Annotated in this window: 22 protein-coding genes; 13 read left to right on the forward strand and 9 right to left on the reverse strand. The window is 69.5% G+C overall.

Annotation, left to right across the window (positions count from 1 at the left end; all coding sequences use genetic code 11):
- The first annotated feature begins 1 nt into the window (after position 1).
- The 8 genes from AC06FP_RS07185 (at position 2) to AC06FP_RS07220 (ending at position 7,208) form a co-directional block, all read left to right on the forward strand.
- A complete protein-coding gene (locus AC06FP_RS07185) occupies positions 2 to 868 on the forward strand; it encodes a hypothetical protein (RefSeq protein ID WP_478075022.1) in 867 nt (288 codons plus the stop codon).
- A 56-nt stretch (positions 869 to 924) separates the two neighbouring features.
- Positions 925 to 1,410 carry an rRNA maturation RNase YbeY gene (gene ybeY, locus AC06FP_RS07190; protein WP_478075023.1) on the forward strand — a complete coding sequence of 162 codons (486 nt, stop codon included), beginning with the start codon at positions 925 to 927 and terminating at the stop codon, positions 1,408 to 1,410.
- A gap of 79 nt (positions 1,411 to 1,489) precedes the next feature.
- The gene (locus tag AC06FP_RS07195; RefSeq protein ID WP_478075024.1) at positions 1,490 to 2,014 is read left to right on the forward strand and encodes a hypothetical protein; all 525 of its coding nucleotides are present in this window, start codon (positions 1,490 to 1,492) and stop codon (positions 2,012 to 2,014) included.
- Positions 2,015 to 2,029: 15 nt separating this feature from the next.
- Entirely contained in the window at positions 2,030 to 2,620 is a 591-nt protein-coding gene (locus tag AC06FP_RS07200; protein ID WP_478075025.1) for a hypothetical protein, read from the forward strand.
- 69 nt (positions 2,621 to 2,689) lie between these two features.
- Positions 2,690 to 3,568, forward strand: a complete 879-nt coding sequence (locus tag AC06FP_RS07205) for an HlyC/CorC family transporter (RefSeq protein ID WP_456118819.1) — start codon at positions 2,690 to 2,692, stop codon at positions 3,566 to 3,568.
- A 38-nt stretch (positions 3,569 to 3,606) separates the two neighbouring features.
- Positions 3,607 to 4,815 carry a lipoprotein N-acyltransferase Lnb domain-containing protein gene (locus tag AC06FP_RS07210; protein ID WP_478075300.1) on the forward strand — a complete coding sequence of 403 codons (1,209 nt, stop codon included), beginning with the start codon at positions 3,607 to 3,609 and terminating at the stop codon, positions 4,813 to 4,815.
- Positions 4,816 to 4,829: 14 nt separating this feature from the next.
- Positions 4,830 to 5,843 (forward strand): magnesium and cobalt transport protein CorA, encoded by a 1,014-nt coding sequence (locus AC06FP_RS07215; protein ID WP_478075026.1) that lies wholly within the window; start codon positions 4,830 to 4,832, stop codon positions 5,841 to 5,843.
- 60 nt (positions 5,844 to 5,903) lie between these two features.
- A complete protein-coding gene (locus AC06FP_RS07220; protein ID WP_478075027.1) occupies positions 5,904 to 7,208 on the forward strand; it encodes a M24 family metallopeptidase in 1,305 nt (434 codons plus the stop codon).
- Positions 7,209 to 7,474: 266 nt separating this feature from the next.
- Here the strand turns inward: AC06FP_RS07220 and AC06FP_RS07225 are convergent, their stop codons facing one another.
- From AC06FP_RS07225 to AC06FP_RS07250, 6 genes are all read right to left on the reverse strand, one after another.
- On the reverse strand, positions 7,475 to 8,842 hold the full coding sequence (locus tag AC06FP_RS07225; RefSeq protein WP_478075028.1) for an NAD-dependent succinate-semialdehyde dehydrogenase: 1,368 nt from the start codon (positions 8,840 to 8,842) through the stop codon (positions 7,475 to 7,477).
- 145 nt (positions 8,843 to 8,987) lie between these two features.
- Positions 8,988 to 9,833 carry an ABC transporter permease subunit gene (locus tag AC06FP_RS07230; protein WP_456118809.1) on the reverse strand — a complete coding sequence of 282 codons (846 nt, stop codon included), beginning with the start codon at positions 9,831 to 9,833 and terminating at the stop codon, positions 8,988 to 8,990.
- Entirely contained in the window at positions 9,830 to 10,756 is a 927-nt protein-coding gene (locus AC06FP_RS07235; RefSeq protein ID WP_478075029.1) for an ABC transporter permease subunit, read from the reverse strand. The genes AC06FP_RS07230 and AC06FP_RS07235 overlap by 4 nt, the downstream gene beginning before the upstream one ends.
- Entirely contained in the window at positions 10,753 to 11,883 is a 1,131-nt protein-coding gene (locus tag AC06FP_RS07240) for an ABC transporter ATP-binding protein (RefSeq protein WP_478075030.1), read from the reverse strand. The genes AC06FP_RS07235 and AC06FP_RS07240 overlap by 4 nt, the downstream gene beginning before the upstream one ends.
- Before the next feature lie 180 nt (positions 11,884 to 12,063).
- The gene (locus AC06FP_RS07245) at positions 12,064 to 13,188 is read right to left on the reverse strand and encodes a polyamine ABC transporter substrate-binding protein (RefSeq protein WP_478075031.1); all 1,125 of its coding nucleotides are present in this window, start codon (positions 13,186 to 13,188) and stop codon (positions 12,064 to 12,066) included.
- Positions 13,189 to 13,330: 142 nt separating this feature from the next.
- Positions 13,331 to 14,716, reverse strand: a complete 1,386-nt coding sequence (locus tag AC06FP_RS07250; protein ID WP_456118801.1) for a glutamine synthetase family protein — start codon at positions 14,714 to 14,716, stop codon at positions 13,331 to 13,333.
- A 178-nt stretch (positions 14,717 to 14,894) separates the two neighbouring features.
- On the opposite strand from AC06FP_RS07250, the gene AC06FP_RS07255 reads away from it, so the two are divergent.
- A complete protein-coding gene (locus AC06FP_RS07255) occupies positions 14,895 to 16,187 on the forward strand; it encodes an NAD(P)/FAD-dependent oxidoreductase (protein WP_478075032.1) in 1,293 nt (430 codons plus the stop codon).
- A gap of 149 nt (positions 16,188 to 16,336) precedes the next feature.
- Positions 16,337 to 16,798 (forward strand): bacteriohemerythrin, encoded by a 462-nt coding sequence (locus tag AC06FP_RS07260; RefSeq protein WP_478075033.1) that lies wholly within the window; start codon positions 16,337 to 16,339, stop codon positions 16,796 to 16,798.
- Positions 16,799 to 16,945: 147 nt separating this feature from the next.
- On the opposite strand, the gene AC06FP_RS07265 is transcribed toward AC06FP_RS07260, so the two are convergent.
- Complete coding sequence (locus tag AC06FP_RS07265) at positions 16,946 to 18,226, reverse strand: MFS transporter (protein ID WP_478075034.1); 1,281 nt, start codon at positions 18,224 to 18,226, stop codon at positions 16,946 to 16,948.
- A 209-nt stretch (positions 18,227 to 18,435) separates the two neighbouring features.
- Between AC06FP_RS07265 and AC06FP_RS07270 the strand changes: the two genes are divergently transcribed.
- The gene (locus AC06FP_RS07270; protein ID WP_478075035.1) at positions 18,436 to 20,397 is read left to right on the forward strand and encodes an oleate hydratase; all 1,962 of its coding nucleotides are present in this window, start codon (positions 18,436 to 18,438) and stop codon (positions 20,395 to 20,397) included.
- Positions 20,398 to 20,635: 238 nt separating this feature from the next.
- Entirely contained in the window at positions 20,636 to 21,070 is a 435-nt protein-coding gene (locus tag AC06FP_RS07275) for a PepSY domain-containing protein (protein ID WP_456118792.1), read from the forward strand.
- 101 nt (positions 21,071 to 21,171) lie between these two features.
- Here the strand turns inward: AC06FP_RS07275 and dapA are convergent, their stop codons facing one another.
- Together dapA and AC06FP_RS07285 are read right to left on the reverse strand one after the other, a co-directional pair.
- A complete protein-coding gene (gene dapA / locus AC06FP_RS07280) occupies positions 21,172 to 22,071 on the reverse strand; it encodes a 4-hydroxy-tetrahydrodipicolinate synthase (protein ID WP_478075036.1) in 900 nt (299 codons plus the stop codon).
- A gap of 153 nt (positions 22,072 to 22,224) precedes the next feature.
- Positions 22,225 to 22,581: a GlpM family protein gene (locus AC06FP_RS07285; RefSeq protein ID WP_456118787.1), complete on the reverse strand. Its 357-nt coding sequence runs from the start codon at positions 22,579 to 22,581 to the stop codon at positions 22,225 to 22,227.
- 91 nt (positions 22,582 to 22,672) lie between these two features.
- Between AC06FP_RS07285 and AC06FP_RS07290 the strand changes: the two genes are divergently transcribed.
- Positions 22,673 to 23,530 carry a ParB N-terminal domain-containing protein gene (locus AC06FP_RS07290; RefSeq protein WP_478075301.1) on the forward strand — a complete coding sequence of 286 codons (858 nt, stop codon included), beginning with the start codon at positions 22,673 to 22,675 and terminating at the stop codon, positions 23,528 to 23,530.
- Positions 23,531 to 23,655 lie beyond the last annotated feature (125 nt).

Below are 23,655 nucleotides of genomic sequence, written 5' to 3' on the forward strand. Positions count from 1 at the left end.
CATGTCCCGTTTCCGTCTGCTGTCTGCCCTGCTGGGTGCCCTGGCTGTCGCCGCCAGCGTCCCGGCGGCCGCAAAGAAGAAAGACACGCGCGCCTACATCGAAACCAGCTACCTGGTCGCCCCAAGGCAGGTGGACGATTTCGTGCTCGAACAACACACCTTCGATCCGGCGCGGAAACATGCGGGCGCCGGCTTCCGCTATGCGCTGAAGGACCATCAGGAAATCCGCTTCGACGTCTACGTCTACCCCGCCGGGCGGATGGCCCAGGACATGGCGGTCCGGGAGGGCATGGACGCCTTCCGCCGCGATCTGCGGCTCGCCGACGAACAGGGCACCTACACGCAGCTGCGCGAGTTGCAGCAGGACAGGTTCCCGCTGCCGCCGCCGGAGGCGCACGACGGCCCGCCCGCCAACGACGTGGACGCGGCGGTACGCAGGGCGAAGGCCGAAGCCGGGCAGCTCGTCGGCCAGAAGCTGCAACTGGGCATGCGCCTGCCGCCCCACGACTGGCCCATGTATTCCAACGGCTACCTGTTCTACAAGCAGCTCTACTACTTCAAGCTGCGCGCCACGGCCGCCCAGGCGCGTATTTCGCCTGATGAATTCAACGCACTGAGCGACCGTGCCGCACGCCTGCTGGTCCCGGCCCTGCAGGTAGCCAATGTCGGCGGCTGCGCAGGCGGCACCCTGCATGTTTCCACCGACGCGACGCCGGAGCAGAGCGTGGTGCAGCTGGTCCGCCAGCTCACCCTGCTCACGGGCAACAACTGCCATTCGTCCGTCGAGGACGCGGGCATCGCGGACCAGCGCGCCACGGCCGAAATCGTCGAAATCGCCTTCGACGCGGACGAATGGAAGTCGCAGTGAACCGGCTTGCGCGCGATACTGTGCGCCTCCGCACCGCCTGATCGCTGGAACCTGCCATGACCAAGGGCCCCGTCCGTCTCGATGTCGCCGTCAGCTATGCCCTGCCCCGCGCCGGCCTGCCGGCGGCGGTGAGTTTCCGGCGCTGGGTCGCCGCCGCGCTGAAGGGACGCATCCGCGAGGCCGACCTGGCCATCCGCGTTGTCGACGCCAGGGAGGGCCGGTCGCTGAACCGTCACTACCGTGGCAAGGACTACGCGACCAACGTGCTCAGCTTCCCCGCGGAAGTGCCTGAGGGCCTGCCCAAGGGCGTCAAGTTCCCGCTGCTAGGCGACCTGGTGATCTGCGCGCCGGTGGTGGCGCGCGAGGCCGCGGAGCAGCGCAAGCCGCTCAATGCCCACTACACGCACCTGACCGTGCACGGCGTGCTGCACCTGCTCGGCTGGGACCACGAGGACGACAAGGAGGCCGAGGCGATGGAACAGCTCGAACGCGAGATCCTGGCCGACCTGGGCATCGCCGATCCCTACGCCGGCGAGCACTGACGGTGCTTCCGGCCCTCGGTTGAAGCCGGCGTCGATTCGGCATTCAATGGCGCCACACCCGCCAGCCGAGGCATTCAGGATGAACGACCACGCGCCGACCCCGCCTCCGCGCGTTTCGCGCCAGCGCATGGGATCCACCCTGCGCATGCTGGCCGGCGCCGTGTTCTGCATGTCGTTCGCGGCCACCTGCTATCTGTCGCTGTTTTCCCCTGCCTTCGGCCCGCGGATGACTCCCCTGGCGCATCTGCAGGTCGCGCTGGGGTGTGCGGGCCTGTCCCTGCTGACGGCGCCCGTGGGCTGGCGGGCAATCGCCAGCCTGTTGGCCAGACGCCCGGTCGCCGCCATGCCGTTCTTCCGTGCATCCCCGCTCATGCTGGGCCTGGCATTCGCACTGGCGGCCCTGTACCTGTATCTGGCCCCCGGGTTCTACGCGGCGCTGGGAACATTGACCCTTCAGATCGGAACGTCCATCGTCCTGCTGGCGCTGCTGGCCGTGGTGAACCTCCTGCTGCTGTGCACGCTGCTGGTCATCCCGCTGGTCCTGTCGCTGCGTCTGCTGGGATGGGGCGGCGGCTGGCTGTGGCGACGGCTGGCCGTGCGCTGATCCTTTTCGCATCCAATGGACAACTCCGTTCCCGTGCCTACGATCCGCCTGTTCCCGCTGCTGCTCGCCGCCACGCTGCCCAGCGCCGCGCTCGCCGATCCGGCCATCGACCTGCCCGCGCTGATCGAATGCCGCCAGGGCGTGAGCGATTTCACCGCGCTGGCGCCGATCGCCGCCGACCCGCTCAAGGCCGTCGCGCTGGGCTGGCGGCCGCTGCCGCAGGGCAACCTGTTCATGAACGAGTACAGGCTGAACACGCCGGTGACCGTATTCGGCCACCCGGCCGACCATATCGCCATGGCCGGCTCCAGCATCATGGCGATCCTCGACCTGGCCGACCCGCGCCCCCTGGCCAAAACCCTGGGCCTGGAAACCGGCTACGACGCCGACGGCAAGTTCATGGCCGGGCGCGAGCTGGTCAGCCGCGACGTCAACGACGCCAGGACCGGCGAGGCGCTGATCGAGTCGGTGATCCTGAGCGTGTCCAACGTCAAATCCCACCCGGGCAAGACGTTGGCAGGCTGCACCTACAGCCTGGACCTTCCGGCCGAAAACGAGGCACCGGCCGCGGCTCCGGGCACCCCCACGGACACGCCGCCGGCCTGAGCGGGCGGCCGCGGACATCCTGCTAGACTTCCCTCACCGCCCGGTCCGCCGGGTGCCCTGATTGAAGAGATGTCCGAAGACGACAGTAGTACCGCCCCGGAGCAGGGCGAAAAGAAACGCGGCTGGCTCGAACGCCTGAGCGCGGCCTTCTCCGGCGAACCCCATACCCGCGACGAGCTGCTGGCCGTGCTGCAGACGGCCGAGCAGGACGGCCTGATCGCCGCCGATACCCTGCGCATGATGGAAGGCGCCGTCGCCGTGGCCGAGCTGACCGTCGGCGATGTCATGATCCCGCGCTCGCAGATGGTCTCGCTGCCGGTCGAGCAGCCCTTCCTGGAACTGATGAAGCAGGTGGTCGAATCCGGCCATTCGCGCTTCCCCGTGCACGGCGAGAACAAGGACGACGTGCTCGGCATCCTGCTGGCCAAGGACCTGCTGCGCGGCGTGGTCGCCGACAACAGCCATGCCAGCGTCCGCGAGCTGCTGCGCCCGGCGGTGCTGATCCCCGAGTCCAAGAAGCTCAACGTGCTGCTCAAGGAGTTCCGGCTTTCGCGCAACCACATGGCGATCGTGGTGGACGAATACGGCGGCGTGGCCGGCCTGGTCACCATCGAGGACGTGCTGGAGCAGATCGTCGGCCAGATCGACGACGAACACGACGAGGCCGAGGACCACACCGCGCAGATCGCCATCCAGGCCGACGGTCGCTACGTGGTCGATGCGCTCACCGCGATCGAGGATTTCAACGAGCGCTTCGGCGCGGACTTCTCCGACGACGACTACGACACCATCGGCGGCCTGGTCACCGAGGCCATCGGCCACCTGCCCGAGATCGGCGACGAACTCGCCCTGGACCGCTTCGTGTTCCGCGTCGCGCGCGCCAATGCGCGGCGGGTGCAGGCGTTCCACGTCACCGTGCTGCCCCCCGACGCGCAGGACGAAGCTTGACCGGCCCGCGTCTTTCCCGGCTGCCGCGCCCGGCCTCCCTGTTCGCACGCGTGCTGGCGTGCGCGCTGCTGTGCCTGCTGGCGACCGGCGTGGCCCAGGCCGTGCCTGCCGCCGGCGACGCCGCGCCCCGCGCGCCGCGCATCGGCGTGGTGACGATGCAGCCGGGCGAGGTGTTCTTCGAGCGTTTCGGCCACGACGCCCTGGTCGTGGCCGATCCCGACGGCGGCCCGGCCATCTCCTACAACTTCGGCTTCTTCGACCCGTCCGAGCCGGACTTCATCGGCAACTTCGTGCGCGGGCGGATGATGTACTACCTGGTCGCGCTGCCGCTGGACGAAGACCTGGCGCAGTACCGCGACGCCGGGCGCGGCGCTTCCATCCAGTGGCTGGATCTGCCGCCGCAGCAGGCGCGGGCGCTGGCCGACGACCTGGCCGAGCGCTCCCGCCCGGAGAACGCGCGCTACCGCTACGACTACTTCACCGCCAACTGCTCGACCATGGTGCGCGACGCGCTGGACCGCGCCATGGGCGGTGGCCTGCAGTCGCAGCTGGCCGGGCGTTCGCGGGGCAATTCCTACCGCAGCGAGGCGGTGCGGCTGGCCTCGCCGTCGCCGTGGATGTGGCTGGGCTTCGACCTCGGCCTTGGTCCGTGGGCCGACCAGCCGCTGTCGCGCTGGCAGGAAGCCTTCGTGCCGATGCGCCTGGCCGATGGCCTGCGCGAGGTCCGCAACAGCGAGGGGCGGCCGCTGGTGCAGGCCGAACAGGAACTGCTGCCGCAGCGGCTGGCGCCGGAACCGGCCGAATACCAGCGCACCTGGTGGCCGTGGCTGCTGGTCGGCCTGGCGCTGGCCGGTGCGGTGTTCGCCGCGCGCCGCCACCGCCGCGTGCTGGGCGGCCTGGCCCTGCCCTTCTGGCTGTTCTGTGGCCTGGCCGGCCTGCTGCTGGCCTACCTGTGGGGCTGGAGCGAACACCGCGCCGCCTGGGGCAACCGCAACCTGCTGCTGCTCAGCCCGCTGGCGCTGGCGCTGCTGCCGGGCGCATGGCAGCTGCTGCGCGGGCGCCAGCCCGGCCGCGCGTTCGGCGCGCTGCTGTGGGCGGTAGCCGCCATCGCCACGCTGTCGCTGCCGCTGCACTGGCTGTCGCTGCAGGCGCAGTTCAACATGCAGTGGATCGTGCTGCTGCTGCCGGTCCACCTGGCGCTGGCGCTGGTGCTGGGCCGCCGCGGCTTGGCGGCCTCCCCGCGCTGAGGCACGATGCGGCCATGGACCTCGGCAATTCTCCCGCGGCAGCGCCCGCCAATCCGCCCTGTGTCATCAACTGCACCTGGTACGGCGAGGACGGCACGCTGCGCAACCTCGCGCTGGATTCGATCAGCGACGTGCTCGAAGCCAGCAGCCGGGGCTTCGTCTGGGTCGGCCTGTACGAGCCCGACGACGCCGTGCTGGAAAAGGTGCAGGCCGAGTTCGGCCTGCACGACCTGGCCATCGAGGACACGCGCAAGGCGCACCAGCGGCCCAAGGTGGAAACCTACGGCAACTCGCTGTTCGTGGTGGTGCACACCGCGCAGGTGGTGGAGGAGCGCATCCGCTATGGCGAGACCCACGCCTTCCTCGGCCCGCGCTACCTGGTGACGGTGCGCCACGGCGCCTCGCTGTCGTACGCGCCGGTGCGCGCGCGGCTGGAACGCGAGCACGACCTGGTGGCGCTGGGGCCCTCGTTCTGCCTGTACGCGGTGCTCGACGCGGTGGTGGACAACTACCTGCCGATCACCGACAGCTTCCGCGACACGCTGGATTCGCTGGAGAAGGACATCTTCGCCGAGAATTACCGACGCCGTACCGTCATCCGCCTGTACGACCTCAAGCGCGAGCTCAACAAGATGCGGCTGGCGGTCACCCCGCTGCAGGACGCGCTGTCGCAGCTGCAGCGCAACCCGGCGCAGCTGCTCAACGACGAGGCGCGGCTGTACCTGCGCGACGTGCAGGACCATGCCGCGCGGGTCAACGACGCCATCGACACCCTGCGCGAGATGCTCGGCACCGCGCTGAGCGTGAACCTGTCGCTGGTCACCCTGGCGCAGGGCGAGACGGTCAAGCGGCTCGGCGCCTGGGCGGCGCTGCTGGCCGCGCCAACTCTGATCACCAGCTGGTACGGCATGAACTTCAAGGGCATGCCCGAACTGGACGACCGCTATGGCTACCCGCTGCTGATCGTCGTCGTCGGCACCGTCTGCTGGGTGCTGTACCGGCTGTTCAAGCGCTCGGGCTGGCTGTAGGCCCGCGCCGCCGCGGCCGCCCGCGGCCATCCAACCCATCACTGCCTTCCGGGGGACTTCATGCAGAACGACGCCATTCTCGATAGCCGCCGCCGGCTTTTCCTGCGTACTTCGCTGGCCGCCGGCGCCGCGGCCCTGCCGCTGCTCGGCCCCTCTGGCGCCGCACTGGCCGCCGCGGAGGACGGCAAGGCGTCCGCACTTCCCGAATCCATCCGCGCGCTCGAACCGGTCGCGCACCGCGTGGTGCCCATCAGTGCCGACGAGCGCAGGCAGCGCCTGGCACGGGCGCAGCAGCTGATGGACGAACACGGGATCAACGCGGTGTTCATCGGCGCGGGGACGTCGCTGACCTACTTCACCGGCATGCACTGGTGGAACAGCGAGCGCCTGACCGGCGTGGTCCTGCCGCGATCGGGCGAGCCGGTCTACGTCACGCCCGAGTTCGAGCGCGGCCGCACGCTGGAGCAGATCAAGCTCGGCAACGACGTACGCGGCTGGCAGGAGGACGAGGATCCCTACGCGCTGGTCGCGCAGGTGCTGCGCGGGTTCGGCGCCGCCAGCGGCACGGTCGGCATCGAGGAAACCGTGCCGTTCTTCCGCAGCAAGGGCATCATGGACGCCCTGCCCCACGCCACCTTCGTCGATGCCTGGCCGGTCACCGCCGGCTGCCGGCGCATCAAGAGCCCGGCCGAACTGGCGCTGATGCGCCTGGCCAACCAGACCACGCTGGCGGTGTACGAGGCCGTGTGGAAGGCGCTGGCGCCGGGCATGACCGAGGACGACATCGCCGGGCTGGTGGCCCTAGCCTATGCGCGTACCGGCCTGCGCGGCAGCGCCGACGTCAACATCGGCAAGTACACCGCCTCGCCGCACGGCTCGGACGCGCCGCAGCGGCTCACCGAAGGCACGCCGGTCATCTTCGACGGCGGCTGCAGGGCAGATGGCTACACCAGCGACATCACCCGCACCGTGGTGCTGGGCCAGGCGGGCGACGACATCCGCCGCGTCTTCGACATCGTGCTGAAGGCGCAGACCAGCGCGCTGCAGGCCGCACGCCCCGGCGTGGCGATGGAAGCGCTGGACGCGGCCGCGCGCAAGGTCATCGTCGATGCCGGCTACGGCCCGGACTACACCTATTTCAGCCACCGCCTCGGCCACGGCATCGGCATGGACATGCACGAGTGGGATTACCTGGTCCGCGGCAACAGGCACCTGCTCGAACCGGGCATGACCTTCAGCGACGAACCCGGCATCTACATCCCGGACAGGTTCGGCGTGCGCCTGGAGGACATCCTGCACATCACCGCCGACGGCGCCGAACTGCTGACCCCGCAGAGCCCGTCGATCGACCATCCGTTCGGCTGACGGAATCCCGGCAGGAGCGGCTTCAGCCGCGAACGGGGCTTTCCCTGCGAAAAGCCATCGCGACTGAAGTCGCTCCTACCGGTGTACTGCGATGCCGCCGAGCCCACCGGCGCCGCTCCTTCGGCTGCGAGAATCACTGTAGGAGCGGCTTCAGCCGCGAACGGGGCCTTACCTGCGAAAACCTCGCGACTGAAGTCGCTCCTACGGGTGTGCAGTGTCATCGGCGGCGCGAGTTGCCGGCGTCCCCTGCCGACCGGAAAACCGGCTCAGGCCACGTAGATCGTCTTGATGTTGGTGAACTCGCGGATGCCGTGCTCGGCCAGCTCGCGGCCGAAGCCCGAGCGCTTGGTGCCGCCGAACGGCAGCCGCGCATCGCTCCTGACCACCGCGTTGACGAAGGCCGCGCCGCACTGCAGCTGCGCGGCGACCCGCTCGCCGCGCGCGGCGTCGCGCGTCCACACGGCGCCGCCCAGGCCGAAACTGGTGTCGTTGGCCACGCGCACCGCCTCGGCCTCGTCCTTCACCCGCAGGATCGACGCCACCGGACCGAACAACTCCTCTTCATAGGCCGACATGCCCGGCACCACGTGGTCGAGAATCGAGGCCGGGTAACCCGCATGGGTGCCGGCCAGCGGTTCGCAGCCCAGCAGCGGCCTGGCCCCCTTGTCGATGCTCTCGCGCACCTGCCGGTGCAGGCCCTCGCGCAGGTCGGCGCGGGCCATCGGCGCCAGCGTGGTGGCCTCGTCCTGCGGGTCGCCGTATACCCGCGCCTTCGCCGCCTCGACGAAACGCCGCACGAAGGCGTCGGCGATGGCGTCGACCAGCACGAAGCGCTTGGCGGCGATGCAGGTCTGCCCGGCATTGTCGAAACGCGACTTCACCGCCGCGGCGACGGCGGCGTCCAGGTCGGCGTCGTCCAGCACCACGAAGGCGTCGCTGCCGCCCAGTTCCATTACGCACTTCTTCAGCTGTTCACCGGCGTTGGCGGCGATCGAGCGCCCGGCGCGCTCGCTGCCGGTCAGCGTGACCGCCTTGACCCGGCGGTCGCGCAGCACGTCAGCGGCCTGGTCGTTGTCGATGTGCAGCACGTCGAACACGCCGGCCGGCACGCCGGCATCGGCCAGCACCGCGGCGATCAGGTCGGCGCAGCCGGGCACGTTGCTGGCGTGCTTGAGCAGGGCCACGTTGCCGGCCATCAGCGACGGCGCCAGGAAGCGGAACACCTGCCACACCGGGAAGTTCCAGGGCATCACCGCCAGCACGCAGCCGATCGGCTGGTAGACGACATAGCTGCGCTGTGCCTCGGTCGCGATCGGCTGCGGGCTGAGATAACCGGCGGCATGGTCGGCGTAGTATTCGCAGGCCGCCGCGCTCTTCTCGATCTCGGCCAGACCTTCGCCGCGCAGCTTGCCCATCTCCAGGGTCATCGTGCGTTGGATCTCGTCGCGGCGCGCGCGCAGCCCCGCGGCCACCTTGCGCAGCAGCGCGCCGCGCTGCTCCAGCGCCAGCCCCGACCACGCCGGGAACGCCGCCTCGGCGGCCGCCAGCCGCTGCTCGACGGCAACGGCGCTCATCAGCTCGACCGTGCGCAGGACACGGCCGTCGAAGGGGTTGAGGGTCTGGTACGAAGTCATGGCGCTGCACCTGCATCCAACGAAGGCCCGCAGGATAGCGCCGGCGATGTTGCGGCTGCGTCGACTGCGTGCATGCCGGGCAAGCCCGGCACTGCAGGGGCGGCACGCGGATGCGGGGCCTGCCCCGCATGAAGCCAGGTGCGCCTCAGCCGTTGTCCTGCAGCGCCAGCTGCATGTCGCGCTGGCGCCGCTTCTCGGCGCGGGCGGAAATCCACCAGCCGACGAAGGCCACGGTCGATACCGCCAGCACCAGCAGGGTGGCCAGGGCGTTGATCTTCGGGCTCACGCCCATGCGCACCGAGGCGAAGATCTTCATCGGCAGCGTGGTCGAGCTGGGGCCGGCGACGAAGCTGGCGATCACCACGTCGTCCAGCGACAGGGTGAAGGCCAGCAGCCAGCCGGACAGCAGCGCCGGGGCGATGATCGGCAGGGTGATCAGGAAGAACACCTTGAGCCGGTTGGCGCCCAGGTCCATGGCCGCCTCTTCCAGCGAGCGGTCCAGTTCCTGCAGGCGCGAGGACACCACCACGGTCACGAAGGAAATGGTGAAGGTGACATGCGCGATCCAGATCGCCACCACGCCCTTGGACGGCAGCCCGAACAGGCCGCCCATCGACACCAGCATCAGCAGGATCGACAGGCCGATGATCACTTCCGGCATCACCAGCGGCGCGGTCACCAGCGCGCCGAACACGGTCTTGCCGGGGAAGCGCCGGAAGCGGGTCATCGCCATCGCCGCCATGGTGCCTAGCACCATCGACGCGGTGGCGGTCCAGAACGCGACCTTGAGGCTGACCCAGGCCGCTTCCAGCAGCTGCCGGTCGCGCAGCAGTTCGCCGTACCAGCGCGTGGAGAAGCCCGCCCACACCGTCGCCAGCCGCGAGGAATTGAACGAATACAGCACCAGCAGCAGGATCGGCAGGTACAGGAAGGCGAAGCCGAGCAGCAGCACGCTCCAGCCCAGCCAGCGTTGGCCGCGGCCCCCGCTCATGCCAGCTTCCCTTCCAGCGCGCGCTGCTGGGAACGGTTGAAGACGAGGATCGGGATCAGCAGCAGGATGAGCATCACGATCGCCACCGCCGAGGCCAGCGGCCAGTCGCGGTTGTTGAAGAACTCGCCCCACAGCACGCGGCCGATCATCAGCGTGTCCGGGCCGCCGAGCATTTCCGGGATGACGAACTCGCCCACCGCCGGGATCATCACCAGCATGCAGCCGGCGACGATGCCGCTGCGCGACAGCGGCAGGGTGATGCGCACGAACGCCTGCCACGGCCTGGCGCCGAGGTCGTAGGCCGCTTCCAGCAGGCGGTGGTCGAGCTTGACCAGGTTGGCGTACAGCGGCAGCACCATGAACGGCAGGTAGCAGTAGACGATGCCGATATAGGCCGCCAGCGGCGTGTAGAGGATGCGCAGCGGTTCGTCGATCAGGCCCATGCCCATCAGCGCGCGGTTGACCAGGCCGTTGCTGTCGAGGATGCCGATCCAGGCGTAGACGCGGATCAGGAACGAGGTCCACGACGGCAGCACCACCAGCATCATGGCGATGTTGCGCGCCGACGGCGACATGCGCGAGATCACGTAGGCCATCGGGTAGCCGATCAGCAGGGTCAGCAGCGTGGAGACCAGCGCGATCCGGATCGAGCTCAGGTAGGCCACCACGTACTGGCTGTCGGCGAACAGCTGGGTGTAGTTGCCCAGGTTGAGGTTGACGGTGAAGGCGTTGTCCACGTACGCCACGATGGCCGTATACGGCGGCATCGCCACGGCCATCTTCGCGAAGGAGATCTTCAGCACGATCAGGAACGGGATGGCGAAGAACAGCAGCAGCCACAGGTAGGGCACGCCGATCACGCCGGCGCGCGTGCCCGGCAGCCAGCGCCGCCACCCCGCCGGGTTCGGCCCGCGCGCGCTCATGAGGTCAGCACCACGCCGTCGTTGTCGTCCCAGCTCACCCAGACCTCGTCGTTCCAGGTGATGCCGTCGCTGTCCCAGCGCTTCATGTTGGCGAAGTTGGACAGGATCTTGGCGCCGCTGGGCAGGCGCACGTGGTACACGGAGTGGCTGCCGAAATAGGCGATGTCCTCGACCACGCCGAACGCCTTGTTGCTGTCGCCCTCCGGCTCGTCCTTGGCGATGTGCACCTTCTCCGGGCGCAGCGCGAACGCCACCGGCTGCCCTTCGTAACCGGTGATGCCGTGGCCGACGTAGATCGGCGCCGGGAAATCGGCGGTACGCACGGTGACGTATTCGGGCAGGTCCTCGTCGATCACGCCCTCGAACAGGTTCACCGAGCCGATGAAGCCGGCGACGAAGCGGTTGGCCGGCTGCTCGTAGATGTCGTCCGGCTTGCCGATCTGCTGGATCCAGCCCTGGTCCATCACCGCGATGCGGGTGGCCATGGTCATGGCCTCTTCCTGGTCGTGGGTGACCATCACGCAGGTCACGCCCAGCTGCTCGATGATGTTGACCAGCTCCAGTTGCATCTTCGAGCGCAGCTTCTTGTCCAGCGCGCCCATCGGCTCGTCCAGCAGCAGCAGCTTCGGCCCCTTGGCCAGCGAGCGCGCCAGCGCCACGCGCTGCTGCTGCCCGCCGGAAAGCTGGTGCGGCTTGCGCTTGCCCAGCTTCTGCAGCTGCACCAGCTCCAGCATCTCGCCGACGCGGCGGGCGATGGCATCTTTCGCCATGCCGTCCTGCTTCAGGCCGAAGGCGATGTTCTGCTCCACGGTCATGTGCGGGAACAGCGCATAGGACTGGAACATCATGTTGATCGGCCGCTCGTAGGGCGGCAGCGCGTTGATCTCCTGCCCGTCGAGCAGGATCCTGCCGCGGGTCGGCGTCTCGAAGCCGGCCAGGCAGCGCAGCAGCGTGGACTTGCCGCTGCCCGAGCCGCCGAGCAGGGCGAAGATCTCGCCCTTGCGCACGTCCAGGTTGACGTCGTCGACGGCGACGAAGCCGTCGAATTCCTTGCGCAGGTCGCGGATGGACAGGTAGCCGGGTTCGCTGTTCAGGGCGGCGGCGTCGGGGGGAGCGTCAACAGGCATGGGCAGTTCCCGGGAGCAGCATGGGAGGGGCTACTTTCCCCTTCTCCCCTCGGGAGAAGGTGCCCCGAAGGGGCGGATGAGGGTACGGGCGAAGCTCGTGCAGCCAAACATTGCGAGGGCTCCGCCCCGACCCTCTCCCCAACCCCTCTCCCGATGGGAGAGGGGCTTCAAACGGGTCCGTCACCGGCCGGTCTTGATCTCGGTCCACAGCCGGGTGTAGAGCTTGTCCACTTCCGGCGGGTTGATGGCGTAGGTGAACATCTTCGCCGCCACGTCCTGCGGCGGGTAGATGGTCCTGTCCTCGCGGATCGCCGCGTCCACCAGCGGCGTGGCCGGCTTCACCGGGTTGGCGTAGTGGGTGACGTTGGTGTTGTTGGCGGCCACCTGCGGCTCGAGCAGGTAGTTGATGAACGCATAGGCGTTCTCGGGATGCTTGGCGTCCTTGGGGATGGCCAGCATGTCGAACCACTGCGGCGCGCCTTCCTTCGGGATGGAATAGGCCACTTCCACGCCGTTGCCGGCCTCCTCGGCGCGGTCGCGCGCCTGGATGATGTCGCCCGACCAGCCCACCACCAGGCAGGTGCTGCCGTTGGCCAGCGAGCCGACGTACTGGCTGGAGTGGAAGTTCTGCACGTAGGGGCGGATGCTCTTGAGCAGGTCGGCGGCCTTCTGGATGGTGGCCGGGTCGGTGCTGTGCGGGTCCAGGCCCAGGTAGTGCAGCGCGATCGGGATCATGTCCGCCGGGGTGTCCAGGAGGGTGACACCGCAGTCCTTCATCTTGGCGATGTTCTCCGGCTTGAACACCAGGTCCCAGCTGCCGGCGATGTCGGTGCTGCCGCCGAAGCGCTCCTTGAGCTTGGCCACGTTGTAGCCGATGCCGGTGGTACCCATCATGTACGGCACGCCGTACTTGTTCTCCGGGTCCTGCCCGGCGATGCGCGCCATCACCTCCGGATCGAGGTTGGCCAGGTTCGGGATCCTGCTCTTGTCCAGCGGCAGGAACACGCCGGCCTGGATCTGGCGGCCGAAGAAGTTCAGCGTCGGCACCACGATGTCGTAGCCGCTGTTGCCGGTCAGCAGCTTGGTCTCGACCATCTCGTCGCTGTCGAACACATCGTAGGTGACCCGGATGCCGGTCGCCTTCTCGAAGTTCGGGATGGTGTCCTCGGCGATGTAATCCGAGTAGTTGTAGACGTTGAGGACCTTGGCCTCGCCGCCGTCGGCGGTGCTGGCGCTCTCTTCCTTGCCGCCGCAGGCGGCGAGCAGGGACATGGCAACGCCAATGGTCAGGATGCGCAGATTCATGGGTTCTCCAGTGGGATCCGGGAGGGGCCGGCTGAACCGGCGGGCGGAACATTGTCCCACGAAGCCCCTGCAGGGGCGACGTCGGCCGCGACCGGGCCGGATCGGCAAAGCCCGGCCGCGGCCAGCGCCGCAGCCCGGGTCCTCATACGTTGAGCAGCAGGAATTCCCGCTCCCAGGAGCTGATGACGCGGAAGAAGGTCTCGTATTCCTTGCGCTTGACCGAGACATAGGCCCGGCAGAAGCGGCGGCCGAGCAGTTCCTGCAGCGGCTGGCAGCCTTCCAGCCCGTCCAGCGCCTCGCCCAGCGAGCGCGGCAGCGCGTAGCCCGGCGCCTTGGCGTTGCCGGCGATCGGTGCGGTCGGGGTGAGCTTCTCTCGGATGCCGAGCAGGCCGCAGGCCAGGGTCGCGGCCATCGCCAGGTAGGGGTTGGCGTCGGAGCCGGCGAAGCGGCTTTCCACGCGGCTGTTCTCCAGGCTGTCGATCGGCACGCGCAGGCCGCAGGTGCGGTTGTCGAAGCCCCATTCCACGTTGCTCGGCGAAACCTCGCCGAACACCAGCCGGCGGTAGGAGTTCACGTTCGGCGCGAAGAACGCCATCGCCATCGGCACGTACTTCTGCAGCCCGCCCAGGTACTGCATGAACAGCGCGCTGTACTCGCCCTCGCCCTCGCCGGCGAACACGTTGGCGCCGTCGCGGGTGCGCAGCAGGCTCTGGTGGATGTGCATCGCGCTGCCGGGCTCGTTCTCCATCGGCTTGGCCAGGAAGGTGGCGTACACGCCGTGGCGCAGCGCCGCCTCGCGCATGGTGCGCTTGAACAGGAACACCTGGTCGGCCAGCGCCATGGCGTCGGCGTGGGTGAAGTTCACCTCCAGCTGCGCCGCGCCGGATTCGTGGATCAGCGTGTCCACGTCCAGCTGCATCGCGTCGCAGTAGTCGTACATCAGGTCGAGGATGGGGTCGAACTCGTTGACCGCGTCGATCGAGTACGACTGGCGCGCGGTTTCCGGGCGGCCGGAGCGGCCGGCCGGCGGCAGCAGCGGGAAATCCGGGTCGGTGTTCTTCTGCACCAGGAAGAACTCCACCTCCGGCGCCACGATCGGCTTGAGCCCCAGCTCGTCATAGGCGGCCAGCACCCGCCGCAGCACGTTGCGCGGCGCCAGCTCGTGCGGCTGGCCGCTGCGCGTGTAGCAGTCGTGGATGACCTGCGCGGTGGGGTCGGTGGCCCACGGCACCATGCGCACCGTGTCCGGGTCCGGGCGCAGCACCATGTCCGAATCGGCCGGCGCCACCAGCTCGTAGTAGTCGTCGGGGGAATCGCCGGTGACGGTGGTGGCGAAGATGCCCTCGGGCAGGCGCGTGCCGTAGTCGTGCGAGAACTTGTCGGCCGGGATGATCTTGCCGCGCGCGTTGCCGGTGATGTCCGGCACCAGGCACTCGACCTCGGTGATGTTGCGCTGCTTGAGCCAGCGCAGCAGGGTGCTGTCTTCCTGCACGGCGGCAGGCTTGCGGGAACGGGGGCGGGAGCTCATGACGGTTCGGCTTCGGTGGCATGACAGGCGCCTGGCCACCGGCACGCATGCGCCGCCCCGGTGGCGAGGCGTGCAGGCACGCTACTGCCGCCCCGGCGTTTAGGCAACCGCACGCGACCGTGCCCGGGGGAGGCCCGGACACGTAGACTGCACTGCCCCGCCTGCTTCGATGCGCCCGATGCCTGTGGACGCCGCCCGCTCCGACCACCCGCCCAGCTGGTACGCGGCCAGCCTGCCGCCGCTGGCGCCGCGCCCCCCGCTGCGCGGCGCGGCGTGCGCGGACGTGGCGGTGCTGGGTGCCGGCTATACCGGGCTGACCACCGCCCTCGCCCTGGCCGAAAAGGGTTACCGGGTGACGGTGCTGGAGGCCGCGCGCGTCGGCTGGGGTGCTTCCGGCCGCAACGGCGGCCAGGCGCTGGTCGGCTATGGCTGCGACCCGCGCACGCTGGAATCCCTGCTCGGCGAGCGTGACGCGCGGCTGCTGTTCGCGTTCTCGCGCGACGGCCTGCACAGGCTCAAGGAGCGCATCGCGCGCCACGCCATCGACTGCGACTGGCGCGACGGCCACGCCAGCGTGCCGATCCGCCGCCGCCAGGAACGGGCACTGCGCGCGGACATGGAAACCCTGGCGCGGCGCTACGACTACCCGCTGCAGTGGTGGGACCGCGCGCAGCTGCGCCAGGTGCTGGCCAGCGACCGCTACCGCGGCGCGGTATACGACCCGGCCAGCGGCCACCTGCATCCGCTGGCCTATGCGCAGGGGCTGGCGCGCGCGGCCGAGGCGGCCGGCGCCACCGTGCACGAGCACTCGCCGGTGCAGCGCCTGGAGCGCGGCGCACGGCCCGCGCTGCACACCGCCCAGGGCCGGGTCGAGGCCGACTTCGTGGTGCTGGCCGGCAACGCCTGGCTGCAGGGCATCGCGCCGGAACTGGAAACGCGCATGATGCCGGTGGGCACCTACATCGGCGCCACCGCGCCGCTCGGCGCCGAACGCGCGCGCGGCCTGATCGGCAACGACATGGCGGTGGCCGACGTGAACTGGGCGCTGGACTATTTCCGCCTCAGCCGCGACCACCGCCTGCTGTTCGGCGGCCAGGCCAGCTACTCGGCGCTGCCGCCGCCCGGCCTGCGCGGGGTGATGACCCGGCGCATGCGCGCGGTATTCCCGCAGCTGGCCGACGTGGAACTGGAATACGTGTGGGGCGGCTACATCGACATCACCCGCAACCGTGCCCCGCACTGGGGACGGCTCACGCCCAATGTCTACTTCGCGCAGGGCTTCTCCGGTCATGGCGTGGCCAGCACCGGGCTGGCCGGCGAGGTCATCGCCGAAGCCATCGCCGGGCAGGCGCAACGGCTGGACGTGTTCGAACGCATTCCCCACCACCGGTTCCCGGGCGGCCCGGCACTGCGCCGTCCGCTGCTGGTGGCGGCCATGTCCTGGTACAAGCTGCGCGACCTGCTGTGGTGAATGCCGTGCGGCGCCGCCACCTCCGCCGCAACCACCGGCGCGCGATGACACCGGGCTGAACCCGCGCGCGGCGCTTGATCCAGATCAACGCGGCGCGCCGCCGCCGTCCCTAGAGTGCGCCCGGACAGCACTCATCCGGAGAAACGGCGTTGGCACTTCTGGTCTGGCAGGACGATCTCAACACGGGCGTGGAGGTCATCGACCGCCAGCACATGCGCATCGTGGAGATGCTCAACCACCTGCATGCGACCCAGAAAAGCCTGGAGCGCGTCGCCGTGGGCGAGGTGATCGACGAGCTGATCGACTACACCCTGTCGCACTTCGCTTTCGAGGAAGAGCTGATGGAGGAAGCCGGTTACCCGTTCTGCGCCGCGCACAAGCGCGTGCACGAGGTGTTCATCAAGCGCGTTTCCGAGTACCGGATGCGCTTCGAGGCCGGCGAGGACATCACCGACGAACTGCGCAACATGCTTTCGCGCTGGCTGTTCAACCACATCCGCGGCGACGACAAGGCTTACGCCGAGCAGGTCAAGCGCCACCTCAACCAGTTCGCGCGCGAACACGAGGAAGGCGGCTGGCTCGGGCGCACGCTCAAGCGCCTTTTCCGCTGAGCGCGCCAGGAACCTGCCGGCGCCGCGCGGCGCAGGAGCAAGACCATGGAACAGGGAACCGCCGGGCACGCTGCCCGGCACCGGGCCAATGACGGCCGACGGCCGCCAGGGACGGCGGCCACCCGCCGCGGCCACGCGCGGGACGGCTCAGCGCCGCGCCGCGTCGCGGCGCTGGATCGCCCACAGCGCCAGCGCGGTGGCCAGGGCGGTGGCGCACAGGTAACCGCCGACCGCGCCGACACCGAATTTCCCCGCCAGCCAGGTCGCCGCGTAGGGCGCCGGCGCGGCGCCCAGGATGCCGGCCAGGTTGAACGACAGCGAGGCGCCGGTGTAACGCACCTGCACCGGGTACAGGCTGGCCAGCATGGTGCCGCAGGGGCCGTAGGTCAGGCCCATCAGGAACAGCCCCAGCGACAGGAAGCCCAGCACCTGCCACGGGTGCGCGGCCTGGAACAGCGGCTTGAACAGCAGCCCGAACACGAAGATCGCCAGCGTCGCCAGCAGCATGGTGCGGATCGTGCCGTGGCGGTCGCCATGCAGCGCCGCCAGCGGGATGCCGGCGGCGAAGAACAGGATGCCGACCATCTGCAGCAGCAGGAACTGTTCGCGCGTATAGCCCAGCGCCGAGGTGCCGTAGCCCAGGGTGAACACCGTCATCAGGTAGAACAGCACGAAGGTGGCGAACGCGGCCAGCGTCCCGGCCACCAGCGCGAAACCATGGCCGGCGATCACCTCGCGCATCGGCAGCCGCACCCGCTGCCCGCCTTCCACCGCGCGGCGGAAGTCCGGGGTCTCGTGGATGTTCAGCCGCACCCACAGGCCCACGATCACCAGCAGCGCGCTGGCCAGGAAGGGCACGCGCCAGCCCCAGGCCTGGAACGCCGCATCGTCCATCAGCCGGCCCAGCAGCAGGAAGATGCCCGCCGACATCAGGAACCCCAGCGGCGCGCCCAGCTGCGGGAACATGCCGTACCAGGCGCGCCTGCCCGGCGGCGCGTTCTCGGTGGCCAGCAGCACCGCCCCGCCCCACTCGCCGCCCAGGCCCAGCCCTTGGCCGAAACGGCACAGCGCCAGCAGCGCCGGCGCCAACAGGCCGATGCTGGTGTAGGTCGGCAGCAGGCCGATCGCCACCGTGGACAGGCCCATGGTCAGCAGCGCCGCCACCAGCGTGGCCTTGCGGCCGATGCGGTCGCCGTAGTGGCCGAACAGCGCCGAACCGACCGGCCGCGCGATGAAGGCCACGGCGAAGGTGGCCAGCGACTGCAGCAGCGCCGCGTTGGCGCTGCTCTCGGGAAAGAACAGTTTGGGAAACACCAGCACCGCCGCGGTGGCGTAGATGTAGAAATCGAAGAATTCGATGGTGGTGCCGACCAGGCTGGCGGCGAGCACGCGGCGCGGGGAGTTGGCGGAAGCGGCGGTGGAAGGCATGGGTGCCGTGGCAGGGGGATACCCGCGCAGTCTGCCACGCGCCACAGGCCGCCCGCAGGCCGGTTGCAGGCGACACCGATCGCCGCCGCAGCCCCGCGCCGGACCGGTGGTTCACGTCGCCCGGACCGGCGCGGCACTAGCCTTGTCGGCCTCGATGGCGGCCGGCGCCCGTCCTTCCCTGCATTCCCTTCCCCCAAGGAGACTCCCCCATGAGCGATTCAACGCCGCGCTTCGAGCATGCGCCCGACGCTACCCGCCGCTACTGGCACAACACCCCGCTCAACACGCTGCCGCCGCCGGACATGGTCGGCAACTACCAGCGCTTCAGGCCGCTGCCCACCGAGGGCATCGCCACGCGCAGGGCCTGGATCGTCGGCGGCGGCATCGCCGGACTGGCCGCGGCCTTCTACCTGATCCGCGACGGCCACATGCCCGCGGCCAACATCACGATCATCGAGGGCCAGTCCGTGGAAGGCGGCTCGCTCGACGGCTCCGGCAACCCCGAGGAGGGCTACCTGGTGCGCGGCGGCCGCGAGATGAACTGGAACTACGACAACCTCTGGGACATGTTCCAGGACGTGCCGGCGCTGGAACTGCCCGGGGGCTTCAGCGTGCTGGACGAATACCGCCTGCTCAACGACGCCGACCCCAACTGGTCGCGCGCGCGGCTGATGCACCGGCAGGGCGAGGTGAAGGCGGACTTCGCCCGCTTCGGCCTGAGCCGCAGGCAGCAGTGGGAAGTGGTCAGCCTGCTGCTCAAGCGCAAGGACGAACTGGACGACCTGACCATCCAGGACCATTTCAGCGAAGGCTTCCTGCAGAGCAATTTCTGGTTCCTGTTCCGCTCGATGTTCGCCTTCGAGAACTGGCACAGCCTGCTGGAGATGAAGCTGTACATGCACCGCTTCCTCGACGCCATCGACGGCTTCGGCGACATGTCGGCGCTGGTGTTCCCAAAATTCAACCAATACGACACCTTCGTCACCCCGCTGGTGCGCCTGCTGCGCGCCAGGGGCGTTCAGCTGCGCCTGGGCAGCAAGGTGCTGGACATGGAGTTCGACGTGCAGGACGGACGCCGCACCGTCACCGCCCTGCACACGCGCACCGCCGAAGGCGATGGCCGCATCGCCATCGAGCCGCGCGACCTGGTCATCGCCCTCACCGGCTCGATGACCGAGGACACGGCCTACGGCGACATGGACACCGCGCCGACGCTGGTGCGGCGCGCGGACGGCCCAGCCGCGGACAGCGGCTGGAGCCTGTGGCGCAACCTCGCCCGGCAGTCGCCGGTGTTCGGCCGGCCGGACAAGTTCTGCGGCGACATCGACCGTTCGATGTGGGAGTCGGCGACGCTGACCTGCCGGCCCTCGCCGCTGGTGGACCGGCTGCGCGGCCTGTCGGTCAACGACCCCGCCTCCGGGCGCACGGTGACCGGCGGCATCATCACCTTCACCGATTCCAACTGGGTGCTCAGCGTCACCATCAACCGCCAGCCGCATTTCCCCGGCCAGCCGCAGGACACGGTGGTGATGTGGGTGTACGCGCTGCTGATGGACCAGCCCGGCAACTTCGTGAAGAAAACCATGCCCGAGTGCACCGGCCGCGAAATCGTCGCCGAGCTGTGCCACCACCTGGGCATCGCCGACCAGCTCGACGCGATCCTGCCGCATACCAAGGTGCGGCTGGCGCTGATGCCGTACATCACCGCGCAGTTCATGCCGCGCGCCGCCGGCGACCGCCCGCCGGTGGTGCCCGAAGGCTGCACCAACCTCGCCCTGGTCGGCCAGTTCGTGGAGACCGCCAACGACGTGGTGTTCACCATGGAAAGCTCGGTGCGTACCGCACGCATCGCCGTCTACAGCCTGCTCGGCCTGCCCAAGCAGGTGCCGGACATCAGCCCCACCCAGTACGACATCCGCAGCCTGCTCAAGGGCGCGCGCGCGCTCAACAACGGCGAGCCCTTCCCCGGCGAGCGGCTGCTGCACAAGCTGCTGGACGACACCTACTTCGCCCACGTGCTGCCGCCGCTGCCGAAGTCGGAGGGCGAATCCACGCGGCGCGAGCGGCTCGAGGCCGAGCTGTCCAGCCTGCGCGACAAGGGGGGCTCGGCGCTGCAGGGTTTCGCGCAATGGCTGGATCGTTTCGGCCAGCAGCTGCGACGCCGCGACTGACGCCACGGAAGGATCGCCATGAAGGAAGGGGCGCCACCGGCGCCCCTTCGTCGCGCGTGGGCTTCACCGCGACTCCACGCACGCAGACATCGATTGAACATGTTTTTCCCCTGCCCTCCACATCGGTTAACCGCTCCGCAGCGCAAGGCCGCGCAGGCGCTCCGGTTCACGGCTGCGTACAGCAAGGCCCGGCTACGTTGCCGGCTGCGTGCAGAACGCACTGATACAGGAGCAGCCCATGAACAATCGACCGCTACACACCGCCCTCTTCGCCGCGGCCCTGGCGCTGGCCGGCACCAGCGTCGCCCAGGCGCAGGACGCGCTCACCGCGCCGCAGGTGCGCGCGCAGCTGGAGGCGCAGGGCTATACCAAGGTGAAGGACCTGGAGTTCGAAGACGGCATGTGGAAAGCCGATGCGACCAGCGCCGATGGCCGCGACGTGGACGTGCGGCTGGATCCGCGCACCGGCCGCGTGTATCCGGAAAAGGCGGTTTCGCAGCTGGGCGAGGCCGATGTGCGTGCCCAGCTGTCCGCGGCAGGCTACAGCGGCGTGCATGACGTGAAGCTCGACGACGGCCTGTGGGAGGCCAAGGGCCGGACCGCCGAAGGCGAGAAGGTGAAAGTGCGCCTGGACCCGACGACGGGTGAAGTGATCGCGCTGGAAAAGGACTGAGCCCGGTCATGACGCCGCCGTCCGCATGACGGCGCCGCCCTCATCGAGGCCCGGGCCGGTCGCGCGACCGGCCCGGGCTTCTGCGTTCCGCGCGCCTGCGCTCAGGCCAGCAGGCCGGCTTCGCGCAGCGCCGCTTCCACCCTGGGTTGGTTGCCGGGCTCGAGTTCGGTCATCGGCAGGCGCAGGGTGCCACCGCACAGGCCCAGGCGCTGCATCGCCCACTTCACCGGGATCGGGTTGGCCTCGATGAACAACTGCCTGTGCAGCGGCAGCAGGCGCCGCTGGATCGCCATCGCCGCCTGCACCTGGCCGGCCAGCGCGGCCACGCACAGCTCATGCATCAGGCGCGGGGCGAGGTTGGCGGTGACGCTCACGTTGCCGTGGCCGCCGCAGAGCATCAGCGCCACCGCGGTGGCGTCGTCGCCCGAATACACCGCGAACCCTTCCGGCACCTCGCGGATCAGCCACTGCGCGCGCTCCAGGTTGCCGGTGGCTTCCTTGATGCCGATCACCCCCGGTACCTGCGCCAGCCGCAGCACGGTGTCGTGCTGCAGGTCGGCAACGCTGCGGCCGGGCACGTTGTAGAGCACGATCGGCAGGTCGCCGGTGGCTTCGGCGATCGCCCTGAAATGGCGGTACTGCCCTTCCTGCCCCGGCTTGTTGTAGTACGGCACCACCTGCAGCTGGCTGTCGGCGCCGACCTGGCGCGCGTACTGCGCCAGCGCGATGGCCTCGGCGGTGGAGTTGCCGCCGCAGCCGGCCATCACCGGCACGCGGCCGGCGGCCTGCTCCACGGCCACGCGGATGATTTCGCAGTGCTCTTCCACGTCCACGGTCGGCGACTCGCCGGTGGTGCCGACCACGCCGATGCAGTCCGTGCCCTCGGCCACGTGCCAGTCGACCAGCCGGCGCAGCGCCGGGTAGTCCACGCTGCCGTCTTCGTGCATGGGCGTGACGAGCGCGACGATGCTGCCGCGGAGGGGGACGGGGGAGGAAGTCATCGCGGTATCCGGAGGGCGTCGGGGAGAGGGAAACCCGGATTCTAATCGGGAAGGCGCGCCCGCTGCCTTCCGCCAGGCCGGCGAAGCGCCGATGGTTTCAGCGCCAACGAACCCGTGGCCCGAACCGTGGCGACGCGATGCGCCGCCCTGCGCTCAGGCGCCCGCCGCGGCGGGGTGCAGCCGTCCCCACAGGACGATCATCGCCAGCGCCATCAGCACCCACACTGCCGTCGCCACGCCCAGCGTCACCGCCAAGGGCCAGCGCACGCTGCCGAAATAGACCGCGACCAGGTAACCGGCGTAGGGAAAGAGCGACCACAGCCCGAACAGCGCGGTCTTCTGCAGGTCGGCGCCGGAGCGCCCGCTGCCGACGATGTAATGGGCGATCAGCGCGAAGGTGGGAAACAGCGGCACCAGGCCGGCGATGAAGAAACTCTTCGACCTGGCCAGCAGCGCGATCGCCAGCACGGCCAGCGCGCCCAGCAGCGATTTGAGGAACAGGGAAATCATCGCGCCATGGTACCGGGCGCCGGCCAGATCCGCGTACCCGGGCCCGCCACGCTCACCTACAATGCCGCCCCCACGTTCCCCCGGCATGCGCATGGACATCATCGTCAACGAAGAACTCAAGGCCTACATCGACCCGCTGACGCCCGACGAGCACGACGCGCTGGAGCGCAGCCTGCTGGCCGAGGGCTGCCGCGATGCGCTGGTGCTGTGGGGCAACGTGCTGGTCGACGGCCACAACCGCTACGGCATCTGCAGCAAACACGGCATTCCCTTCCAGACGGTGCAGAACACCCGCTTCCAGTCGATGGAGGACGTGCACCTGTGGATGATCGAGCAGCACCTGGGCCGGCGCAGCGTGTCCGATTTCCAGCGCGGCGTGCTGGCGCTGCGCAAGCGCGCGATCGTCGAGGCCCGCCACCGCGCCGAACAGGAACAGCTGCGCCGCGAGAGCGAGGGTGAAGCGGCACTGGCCGCCGTCGATGCAGAGGCCGAGGCCGATGCGCCGCCGTGGGAGCCGGCGCCGAAGCTGTCCAAGGCGGAAATCGCCCGCGAGGCCAAGCTCAGCGCCAGCCAGGTGACGCTGATCGAGAAGATCAGCGCGCATGCCGCGCAGGAAGTGATCGAGGCGGTGAAGGCGGGCGAGATCTCGCTCAGCGCCGCAGCGGTGGTCGCCAGCCTGCCGGAAGAAGAACAGCGCGCGGCCGCGCAGGGCGGCAAAAGCGAACTGAAGGAAGCCGCCAGGCGCGTGCGCGAGTCGCGGCGCAGGCCCAGGCCGGCGGCCGAGCCGGTGGCCGGCGACGACGCGCAGCCCGCGCCTGCGCCCGCCCTGGCCGATGCGGGCGAACTGGAGGCCCTGCGCCAGCGCGTGGCTTCGCTGACCGCGGAAAACCAGGCGCTGCGCATGGAACTGGACGCGCTGCGCGCGCGGCTGGGTGCCGGCGAGCCGTAGATCGACACGCTCCCATCCGGCCGAGCCAGACAGGCAGCACGCCGTGGGAGCGCACTGAAGTGCGTTCCCGCGGCAACCACCACGTGATGGCCGGCGCGATTGCATGACTGCCCGCCGGGCGTTCA

The organism is Stenotrophomonas sp. Steno-Z2 (assembly GCF_056393235.1).